The sequence below is a fragment of the Halorubrum rutilum genome (assembly GCF_042665015.1).
GTDB classification, from domain to species: Archaea; Halobacteriota; Halobacteria; order Halobacteriales; family Haloferacaceae; genus Halorubrum; species Halorubrum rutilum.
The window spans coordinates 19,905-28,634 of record NZ_JBHTBL010000016.1 but is presented as its reverse complement, the minus strand read 5'-3'; the positions used below and the strand labels follow the sequence as shown (position 1 = coordinate 28,634).

At 57.5% G+C, this 8,730-nt stretch carries 12 protein-coding genes and 1 pseudogene; 10 read left to right on the top strand and 3 right to left on the bottom strand.

Features of this window, described 5'->3' with window-relative positions:
• Window positions 1–172 precede the first annotated feature (172 nt).
• The gene (locus ACFQMF_RS15075; protein ID WP_379792235.1) at window positions 173–799 is read left to right on the top strand and encodes an SHOCT domain-containing protein; all 627 of its coding nucleotides are present in this window, start codon (window positions 173–175) and stop codon (window positions 797–799) included.
• A 113-nt stretch (window positions 800–912) separates the two neighbouring features.
• On the opposite strand, the gene ACFQMF_RS15070 is transcribed toward ACFQMF_RS15075, so the two are convergent.
• Window positions 913–1,197: a hypothetical protein gene (locus ACFQMF_RS15070; protein WP_379792233.1), complete on the bottom strand. Its 285-nt coding sequence runs from the start codon at window positions 1,195–1,197 to the stop codon at window positions 913–915.
• Window positions 1,198–1,200: 3 nt separating this feature from the next.
• The gene (locus ACFQMF_RS15065; protein WP_379792231.1) at window positions 1,201–1,563 is read right to left on the bottom strand and encodes a hypothetical protein; all 363 of its coding nucleotides are present in this window, start codon (window positions 1,561–1,563) and stop codon (window positions 1,201–1,203) included.
• A gap of 189 nt (window positions 1,564–1,752) precedes the next feature.
• Here ACFQMF_RS15065 and ACFQMF_RS15060 point away from each other — a divergent pair.
• Window positions 1,753–2,148 (top strand): annotated as a pseudogene (locus tag ACFQMF_RS15060) (heavy metal translocating P-type ATPase); the annotation flags it as partial.
• 68 nt (window positions 2,149–2,216) lie between these two features.
• Here ACFQMF_RS15060 and ACFQMF_RS15055 read toward each other — a convergent pair.
• Window positions 2,217–2,510, bottom strand: coding sequence for a helix-turn-helix transcriptional regulator (locus ACFQMF_RS15055; RefSeq protein ID WP_379792229.1), 294 nt, complete (start codon window positions 2,508–2,510; stop codon window positions 2,217–2,219).
• A 133-nt stretch (window positions 2,511–2,643) separates the two neighbouring features.
• Between ACFQMF_RS15055 and ACFQMF_RS15050 the strand changes: the two genes are divergently transcribed.
• The 8 genes from ACFQMF_RS15050 to ACFQMF_RS15015 all read left to right on the top strand — a co-directional run bounded on the left by ACFQMF_RS15050 (window position 2,644) and on the right by ACFQMF_RS15015 (window position 8,730).
• Window positions 2,644–2,811 carry a DUF1931 domain-containing protein gene (locus ACFQMF_RS15050; protein WP_379792227.1) on the top strand — a complete coding sequence of 56 codons (168 nt, stop codon included), beginning with the start codon at window positions 2,644–2,646 and terminating at the stop codon, window positions 2,809–2,811.
• A 75-nt stretch (window positions 2,812–2,886) separates the two neighbouring features.
• Window positions 2,887–3,939 carry an exodeoxyribonuclease VII large subunit gene (gene xseA, locus ACFQMF_RS15045; protein ID WP_379792225.1) on the top strand — a complete coding sequence of 351 codons (1,053 nt, stop codon included), beginning with the start codon at window positions 2,887–2,889 and terminating at the stop codon, window positions 3,937–3,939.
• Between the two features lie 3 nt (window positions 3,940–3,942).
• Window positions 3,943–4,125: an exodeoxyribonuclease VII small subunit gene (locus ACFQMF_RS15040; protein WP_379792223.1), complete on the top strand. Its 183-nt coding sequence runs from the start codon at window positions 3,943–3,945 to the stop codon at window positions 4,123–4,125.
• A gap of 194 nt (window positions 4,126–4,319) precedes the next feature.
• Window positions 4,320–4,598: a hypothetical protein gene (locus ACFQMF_RS15035; RefSeq protein ID WP_379792221.1), complete on the top strand. Its 279-nt coding sequence runs from the start codon at window positions 4,320–4,322 to the stop codon at window positions 4,596–4,598.
• A gap of 6 nt (window positions 4,599–4,604) precedes the next feature.
• Window positions 4,605–5,024 (top strand): hypothetical protein, encoded by a 420-nt coding sequence (locus tag ACFQMF_RS15030; protein ID WP_379792219.1) that lies wholly within the window; start codon window positions 4,605–4,607, stop codon window positions 5,022–5,024.
• Between the two features lie 27 nt (window positions 5,025–5,051).
• A complete protein-coding gene (locus tag ACFQMF_RS15025) occupies window positions 5,052–6,785 on the top strand; it encodes a DUF8186 domain-containing protein (protein ID WP_379792217.1) in 1,734 nt (577 codons plus the stop codon).
• Window positions 6,782–7,612 carry a hypothetical protein gene (locus tag ACFQMF_RS15020; RefSeq protein ID WP_379792215.1) on the top strand — a complete coding sequence of 277 codons (831 nt, stop codon included), beginning with the start codon at window positions 6,782–6,784 and terminating at the stop codon, window positions 7,610–7,612. The genes ACFQMF_RS15025 and ACFQMF_RS15020 overlap by 4 nt, the downstream gene beginning before the upstream one ends.
• 2 nt (window positions 7,613–7,614) lie before the next feature.
• Window positions 7,615–8,730 (top strand): hypothetical protein, encoded by a 1,116-nt coding sequence (locus tag ACFQMF_RS15015; protein ID WP_379792213.1) that lies wholly within the window; start codon window positions 7,615–7,617, stop codon window positions 8,728–8,730.

Below are 8,730 nucleotides of genomic sequence, written 5' to 3'. Positions count from 1 at the left end.
CTGCTAGACAGGTTGGATTGCCTGATGGCAGTACATATTTAGCAGTGCAGGTTATATGCAATATTATAATGGAAAGCGGACGGGCTGACCAGCAATACGGACAGCGCGGACAATCAGCCGATCTAGAGTACCGCCTGTTCGAATCGCCACGCACTCGGGGGGATGCCACACGATGACCGGTGGTGAGCGGGCTCGCAGTCGGCAGATGCAGCGATGGGTTTCAGAAGTGTTCAAGCCGGCCGGCGTTGGGGTTGGGGTAACGGTGCTCGCGAGTGTGATACCATTCGTCGGGCTGCTCGCACCGGCAATCGGCGGTGGCGTGGCGAGCCAGGTGAAGAAATCTGGCGACGGGAGCGGCCCACGAGTTGGGCTTATTACGGGCGCATTAGTGGTGTTACTGTCGCTACCGATGGCGTTTTTCGCGGTGGCGGTCGCTGCGACCGTGTCTCCAATCGCGACGGTCGGCGTGCTCGGAATGACCCTCGTCGGTGCGGTATACGTCATCGGGAGCAGCGCGCTCGGAGGCTACCTTGCCGACGAGCTCGGAGAAGGTCACCGGAGCTCTAAAGACGCTACGGGGCAGTCGACGCCAGCTGCGACGGGAGGGTCGGCGTCACCAATCGAGCGACTCAAGCGCCGGTACGTTGACGGCGAAATCGACGACGACGAGTTTGAACGGCGACTGGAGCGGCTAGTAGCTATCGAAGGGGCCGGGGAGCAGGCGGGCGACCGCGTCGTCGAAAATCGCGAACAACGACCGAACCGGCAGGAGACTACGGCACCTGCCCGCGAGCGCTAACAGCGTCCGAGATGACCGACGCGCCGAGTGTAGCCGCGAACTGACACCCACGTTTATCTGTTCGGGCCGCAAGAGCACATCTCTACTTTTTGTAAGAGATTTCGGTCTAAATACTACAAGTGCTCATCAAACCAATCTCCAAGACCACCTGAGACATTACGATACGCCCACCTTCCTCCACCACTCTTTGGGATTTGGGTTACGACGATTGAGTCATTCGTGTCGGTGACACCAGTCAGATCATCAGCAATATCACCCGCGCCTTCGTTTAAAACGTCAACCAACCAGGTGGACTCAAGAGCATCAAATGTCGGACCCAAGGACTCGATCGCCTCGTGGATATCTACGTAGTCCTGTCCCGGCTCTTGTAGTTCATGACTGATCTCGTAAACCGTCATCTCTCAAGAACTAAAGCTGGTAACGGCTGCCCCTGCAATTCCGACAGTAGCCAGGGTATACTTCGGTGCATCATAGATTCCGTGGGCGATTGCATTGCCGGTCTCTGGGTTGTGGCGGTCTAATTCGATTGTCCATTCGTCCTCGTACTCCCGGATTTGGAAGCTATCCGTCTCTTGCTGATCCCGGTACACCGCCTCTGCACCAGCTTCGATCGACCAATACGAACGCTCGAATCCCGGAGGGAGTGTAAGTTCGGCAGTCTTCGGAACGGTGATTTTTACTCCGTATCCTTGCTCACGTGCTAACCCCTTTGCCTCTGCCCAAGAACAGGCGTAACCGCTGTCCTCAGATGGTGAACTGACCATATCTAATTCTAGCAACCAAGTTACATAAAAGTCAAATAAGCGGGGTGAAAGTGAAACACATTCTTCGCTATTTTATTTCTAAAGATCACACATCCGATACGCAATCAGCGGACAGATCGTCTGAGACCTTACCGACGACTCAGAAGCAGGGACCCCTGAGCCGCCCGTTGAAGAAAATGAGATTCGAGAGGTGACGGTGTGAACGACGCGCCGGCGCTGACGCGAGCCGACGTCGGGATCGCAATCGGGAGTGGCACCGACGTTGCGGTCCAGTCGGGCGACATCAACCTCGTCCAGAACAACCCGATGGACGTCGCTTGGCTGGTGAAGCTCAGTAAAGCGAGCTACCGGAAGATATCGGAGAACATTGTCTGTGCGGCCGGCTACAAAGTCTTCGCGCTCCCGCTTGCAGCGGGTGTGTTGGCACCGATCGGGATTCTGCTGTCCCCCGCTGTGGGTGCGCTCTTGATGTCGTTGAGTACTGTAACCGTCGCGATCAACACACAGCTCCTCCGCCGCGTGGACCTATCCATCCCCGAGCTTCCAAGCAGGACACCAGCTACGGATGCACAGCCCGCTAACTGAGGTTCTTTCTGGCTACTACAAAAGGGATATCGCTGAGGTGACTGTTGCTTCTGACAGACCGGTGGGTGCTACGCAGGCACCGATTCTTTGCTATCCAGATACTGGTATTCCCATTCACGTCGTGCCTCTATTTCACGCTGACCGCGTTGTGTAACTGTATAAACGTTCGTCCGCTTGTCGAGTTCAGCCTTCTCGAGCAGTCCTTTTTCGACGAGGTCATCGAGATTCGGATAGAGGCGGCCGTGGTTGATCTCCTGCTCGTAATACTCGTCGAGCTCGTCCTTGACCGCGTGCCCGTGTGGTTCCTCGAGCCCGGCAGTTACGTACAAGATGTCCCGCTGAAACCCAGTTAGATCGTGCATCTGTCTGTTTCCTGTTTTCCGGGGTGGCATATGTTCTCTCTGGTACCCCGAGGCGATTTCGACATGACTAGAACTGAATGTCGCGTGAGGACTTCGAATTTTTATATGGTGAACAAGAGAAGTCCGCGATTGAATGTCTGACCTAATCGTCAACGCAGCCGTGAAGGACGCGCTCTCGGATAACAACGTCTCAGCAGATTTCTACGACGCTCTCAACGAAGAGGTCGCCGAACTACTCGACGACGCTGCAGAGCGGGCCGAGGCCAACGACCGGAAGACAGTCCAGCCCCGCGATCTGTAGGCCTGTGTAACTCAGCCAACCTTGCCACTTGAACGTAGCTTTTTGAGGTTACTGGTCAGAAGTAAGGAAACGAAGATGGCGGACGCAACGGAAACCGAACGGCAGGCGGTCGCCTCCGACGCGAACGAGGTCCTCAGCGTGTCCCAGCTAAACGACCGAATCGCGTCGGTCGTCGAGGACGCGCCTGCCCTCGATGGTGTCCGCTGTATTGGCGAGGTCACGGATCTCCATCAGAACAGTACGGCGCTCTATTTCACTCTCACTGACGGCGACGCGGAGCTCCCCTGTATGATTTGGGCGAACCGCCATCGGAAGATGGACGCCGACCTTGAGGATGGGACCGAGGTCATCCTCGAAGGCGATATCGACTATTGGACAGAGGGCGGGAAAATCGACCTCAAGCCGTGGGAGGTGACCGTCGTCGGCGACGGCGACCAAGCGGCCGCGGTCGAGCGGCTGCGCAGCGAACTTGACGAGCGTGGCTGGTTCGACGACGAGCAGAAACGGCGCCCGCCGGCGTTCCCGGAGCGGGTCGGTGTCGTGACCTCACTCCGGGGAGATGCTCGGTACGACATCCAGAGCGCGATTCACGATCAGGACCCCACCGTCGATATCCTGGTGAAAGATGCGACCGTCCAAGGGTCGGAGGCACCGACGTCCATCGCGAACGGGATTCACCATTTGGACCGGTCAGAGGATGTCGACGCGATCATCGTCGGCCGTGGTGGCGGGAGCGATTCGAACCTCCAGGCGTTCAACACCGAACGGGTCGCGGAAGCGATCTTCACCGCGAACACGCCGATCGTGACCGCTATCGGCCATACTGACGACCGGCTGATCGCAGATCGGGTGGCGGATATGGCCGCGATCACGCCGACCGCCGCCGGCGAGTCCATCGCGACGTCTCGGAATGATTTCCTCGCCAGCGAGATCGAGCCGCTGGAGCAACAGCTGGAGGCCGCCTACAAGACCTTCGAGCAGGAGCACGAACACGAACAGGAACTGGCTGAGACAGTCGAAGAGGCAACCGCTCCCGAGGGGTTTCCGCCGGTCTACTACAAGGCCGCAATTGCTGTCCTCCTGCTATTGTTGCTGCTTATTACCGGGCTCTGGCTGGAGGTGATCTAAGCGATGGCAAAAGATTCGGATATCAAGCGCCGGATGGACCGCATTGAAGAGATTATTCAGCAGCTCGATGTTGACGAGTGCGACCTCAATGAGGGTACTGAACTTCATCAGGAAGGTCAGGAGCTTTTGACGGAGGTACGAGAACTCCTGAGCGGGGAAGACGGCAAAGTCATAGAGCTTGATTGAGTGAACCGGAGGTGGTCTAATCAATGATTACTAATCTAGGCTGTCAACACAGTAAATTCCATCTAAGGATCTATTTTATCATCTCGTGTCTCTAATAGTTTACCAGTTTATTACCCAAAAAGTATTTATAGATTATCTCGCTACTGTGTCAACGTGTACCATGACTCAATTGGTACATGCCCATATTCCCATGCATGATTACGAGGTCAGTCACCATCGAGAATATCGATGAGCTATACCTGATGTGGAACGACCACATCAACGCGTCTGCCCTCTATCGCCGTGCCCTCCGCGAGGAGATGGAAATCCGCGGCGTTGACCCCGATGAACTCCGCGACCTCCTCGATCGGGCCCGCGAGCAGGGCTACACGCTCGACGAGATCGCAGAGGCCACAAACCGATTCGACGATCTCCGGTCGCTCGTCGAAGAACGACAAAGGCAGCCACCAGCTGACGACGCCACCAACGATTAACCCGCCATGTCACCGGACAAGACTCCCTCCGACCCTGCGCGTAGCGTCGAAAAGAAGTCACCGCTGACTAGGAGCATCCCTCGGCAGACAGCGCTCACCATCGTTCTCCTGAGCCTGTTCGCCGTCGAGCCAGTTGCCGCCCAGGACAATGCCGTCTGTAGCGCAGATAACCTCCCGGGGATGATTGAGGGATTCTTTCAGCTGACCACGGCGTTAGGGATTGTCGGTCTCGCCATCGTCTGGCAGGCCGACTCCCTGATTGAAATGTTTACACTCAGCCCTGACCAAAAGAAGGGTCTCAAACGGCATAAGCGCTCAGCGATGAAGTCCGCGGTGATCCTCGTCGTCCTCGGTCCGCTGTACACGGTCGCCGGGTCGATGATGAGTCTTCCGTTGGCTGAGTGCCTCGATCTCGTCCCCTGGTAACCACCGCGCAATCCCCGTGTGAGCCCTATGGCCCATCGAGAGCTCTCCATGCTCATGGCCGGCTTGCTCGCGACGAGTCTAGTCACAGGGATCGTCACTGCTGACCCGCCACGACCAGGGACGGAGAGGAACGGACTCACCGAGAACGAGTCGGCAACGTTGTGGTCGCGTGATCCGGACAGTTACATCAGCCAGGATGAGTACCGCCGACGCTACGACGAAAATCGTTCCGCTGTCTATCAGGTCGCGAACGGGACAGACGTTACGTTCAAACGGCCGCCTGAGACCGCGGCGACGTGGACGCGGAATGATTTCGAAGATCTTGACGCCGGCAGTCCAGATACGTCCGTGTATCCATCACACGCGGATCTCGAGGACGGCGTCTTCATCACAGATGCTCACGCTACGATCTTCGCGGTCCAGCCCTCTACTCGTGCCCACCTCGAGTCCGGTGAAACCCCACTCTACATTGCGCCGAACGGGACGGTGCGCGGGCTCGTTGATTACCGCGTTCGCGTGCCTGCGGCGAGTTCCTCCGGCAACACGACTATCTCGTGGTCGCTCACGGAACACGAGATCGAAGAAGTCCGGTTGCAAACGGACAATGAGACCATCACCGAGCATGATGGGGCCCACACGCCTGCGCTCGACTATCAGCTCGAAGACGATTGGAGTGCGACTCTCACATTGGAGGCGGAGATTCACGTTCGGCTGAAGAAGACCGTTAGAACCGATCTGGGTGACCAGACGGACATCGATATCAGCTATCGGACGGAATCACGCAGCGTCTCCGATTCGATCGCCGTCGAGATCTACGACCTCTCGGCGTATCCCTACTACGCTGAGTATCCGAACGGCGACGTTGGCGTGGCCGTCTTTCAGTCGCGGCCGTGGCAGGGGTATACGCTCACGGCGGACGATACGGCACGGGTCCGTGGCATCTGGCGGTTCTACACCGCTCGGAACACCAACTGGGACACGCTCATCCGGTCGAATCGCACGGATAGCGCCACCATTCAGTCGGACGCGATTCCGGTGTCCGTCCACGCCTATCCCTCGCGGATCGGGCCGCGTGCCGAGCCGGTTCGAAACGGGCCGGAAATTATCGAGACCTGGGGGACTGACCGCCCGTCTCCGGTCGGCACCATCGGTGAGAACATCAATATCGACATCGTCAACCAGTCGTACACGACGACCTACGGCGTCGCTAGTCGGGTTGAGAATGTTGACCGAGAGGCACTGCACGTTACAGGAATTGTTCGGGGCGTGGATGCGTCACTCGTCGAGCCGGACACCGGCTCCGAGCGGCAGCTCCGCTACAGCAATCTTACTGTCGAAGTTATGCAGCAGAATCAGTCGCAAGCTACGCTCAGGGTTGAACTGTGGGACACTCATACGGGTGCGCCGATCGCGCTCGACAATAGCCGTCAGCTTCCAATTGGCGGCACCACCCGAGACGGGTACATCACGGTCGCCGATCAGCGCGTCGAGACCAACACCTCAGGAGCGGCGATTGTAAGTATCGACGAACCGGGCATCTACACGGCTCGGTACCATCCGGGCTCGTGGATCAGTCACGACCCAGCGTACGTGAGCGATACCGCGACGGCCCGCTGGCACCCACTCGGGACGATCAACGGCTGGTTTGCGCTGGTGTTCGAGGTCGGCTGGCAGCTCTTGCCGTTCTTCGTGATGTTCTACGCTGGCAAGCGCCTCCTGCGGATGCTCGGTCCAGCAGACATCTTCGGACAGAAACAATGACTCAGGACAATCCCCACCTCAGTAGACGGACCGCCCTCCAAACAGTCGTCGGCTCCACTCTCGTGAGCGTGGCCGGATGCCTCAACAACGGCGATTCCTCGGGTGACGGGAACTCAACACCGTCTGATGAAGGAAGAATCATTCAGCGAATCACTGTAGAGGGGACAGAACTCGTCGTTGAATACTCCTCAGAGGAGAGAGTCGATCAGATCAACCTGGTCCAGCCGAATGGGGAACTGTTCGGTCAGCGAGAAACCGCTGCTGGGTCACAACGGGTCTCTTTCGAGATCGGGACTTCCTACGAGCCTGGAGAGTATACTGTCGTGGCCCTCAGCGGTGAAGAAACGCTAGCTGAGAGTTCCTCAGTGATTCAGCCGGAAATTGAAATTCAAGAGGTCGGTCTTTACCGGAATAACCCTGAGAAGCCGTGGGACGAAGTCTACGGAGATACCGAGACAGATCGGCTAAAGAACGGGGAAGCGTACGTCACCGTCGAAAACACCGGAAGCGGACCAGAAGCGATTGTTGAGTTAATTTTCTCCAGTGATGTTCCAAACCCCGTCGAAGATCCCCGAGGTAGTGGGATGTATGAAACCGAGCAGGTGGTGATCTCGCCGGGAGAAACTACCGACCTGTTCAGTAGTTCGTTCCCGTTTGGTTCTGAATCTGAGGAGGGAATGGGATGCTCCCCTGACGGGAACAGCGGCCAGTTCACCGTCACAGTCCGAACCCAAGTTGGCGGCGACCAGGTATCGAAATCCTTCGATGTACAGTACTCCGGATCCACGGAGATGAGTGACTGCGAGGTTTCAATCACGGAGGCCTAACGATGGTGGACCTGATAGACGTCGTTCTCGAGGGCTTCAAAGACGTCGTCGATTGGTTCATCGGTCTGTTCATGGACGGGCTTCGGTCGGGGTATCAGACGCTGACCGAAGAGATGTTTGGCACTCCGACTCCCCAGACTGACGGGACGTTCATTTTCGGAGAACCAGGTAACGCCCCTTGGCCAGCAATTCAGGAAGGACTCATCGGTGGCGAGATCATGTTGATTTCTCTGCTGCTACTCGTGATGAGCGTTCAGGGACGAAACACCATCCGCATCTTCAATATCGGGAGTGCATACGAGGCTCGAAAGACCAAGAAGACCGCCTGGGTCGGGGCCTTTCTGATTATTACCTGGTACTGGATTGTAGCGCTCGCGCTCTACCTTGTTGATGGGTTCACGATTGCCCTGATGCCGGAGCTGTCCTCGCTGGGCTCTGCTATGCTGCAGTTCATAACGGGGTCGATTACCAATCCCGGTCTTGGTCTCCTCTTTGCTCTCATCGGAGGAATCTCGATGTGGGCACTGGAGGCGCTGTTCTACATCCGGCAGATTCTCCTCTACGTCTATCTGTACGGGATGCCCATCGCGTTCGCCGTTGCCTATGGCAATATCCCAGTCCTCTCTGATGTCGCGATGGGGTTCAGCAAACGGTTCGTCCCATTGGCCATCCTACCCCTGCCTGCGGCGATAGTCCTCAAAGGATACGACCTACTCTATTCTGGAGGGGCGTTGACGCCGGGATCAGCGTTCCTCAAGTATCTCGTTGCGGCTTCACTTCCCTTCGTTGCGCTCTATGTCACGTGGAAGACGTTCAAGTACGCGACCCCGCTGACGGCGAAAGTTCTCGGTGGTGCGACGAAGGGAGCGGCCCTCATCGGCGGTGTCGCCGCTGGAGCCTACATCGGCGGCGCCGGCGTCGCGACGACCGCGGCCCGGTGGGGACCAAAGGCCGCAGCGGGACACGCTGTGGCGCAGAAAGCTGCAGCTCGGGGCGGTCATGGAGGGAGTAGAGATAGTACGCCCTCGTACCGACGCACCGAGAACGACCCAGGTGGTACCACGTCGGAAACATCGGGTGAGGAACGCGGAATGGAGTTTGATAGAGGGATCCACTAA

What these genes read in the sequence shown, in the direction of transcription:
- ACFQMF_RS15075 (WP_379792235.1), top strand. Translation starts at nt 173, where the DNA reads ATGACCGGTGGTGAGCGGGCTCGCAGTCGGCAGATGCAGCGATGGGTT.
- ACFQMF_RS15030 (WP_379792219.1), top strand. Translation starts at nt 4,605, where the DNA reads ATGTCACCGGACAAGACTCCCTCCGACCCTGCGCGTAGCGTCGAAAAG.
- ACFQMF_RS15055 (WP_379792229.1), bottom strand. Translation starts at nt 2,510, where the DNA reads ATGCACGATCTAACTGGGTTTCAGCGGGACATCTTGTACGTAACTGCC.
- ACFQMF_RS15020 (WP_379792215.1), top strand. Translation starts at nt 6,782, where the DNA reads ATGACTCAGGACAATCCCCACCTCAGTAGACGGACCGCCCTCCAAACA.
- ACFQMF_RS15050 (WP_379792227.1), top strand. Translation starts at nt 2,644, where the DNA reads ATGTCTGACCTAATCGTCAACGCAGCCGTGAAGGACGCGCTCTCGGAT.
- ACFQMF_RS15040 (WP_379792223.1), top strand. Translation starts at nt 3,943, where the DNA reads ATGGCAAAAGATTCGGATATCAAGCGCCGGATGGACCGCATTGAAGAG.
- ACFQMF_RS15065 (WP_379792231.1), bottom strand. Translation starts at nt 1,563, where the DNA reads ATGGTCAGTTCACCATCTGAGGACAGCGGTTACGCCTGTTCTTGGGCA.
- ACFQMF_RS15015 (WP_379792213.1), top strand. Translation starts at nt 7,615, where the DNA reads ATGGTGGACCTGATAGACGTCGTTCTCGAGGGCTTCAAAGACGTCGTC.
- xseA (WP_379792225.1), top strand. Translation starts at nt 2,887, where the DNA reads ATGGCGGACGCAACGGAAACCGAACGGCAGGCGGTCGCCTCCGACGCG.
- ACFQMF_RS15025 (WP_379792217.1), top strand. Translation starts at nt 5,052, where the DNA reads ATGGCCCATCGAGAGCTCTCCATGCTCATGGCCGGCTTGCTCGCGACG.
- ACFQMF_RS15070 (WP_379792233.1), bottom strand. Translation starts at nt 1,197, where the DNA reads ATGACGGTTTACGAGATCAGTCATGAACTACAAGAGCCGGGACAGGAC.
- ACFQMF_RS15035 (WP_379792221.1), top strand. Translation starts at nt 4,320, where the DNA reads ATGATTACGAGGTCAGTCACCATCGAGAATATCGATGAGCTATACCTG.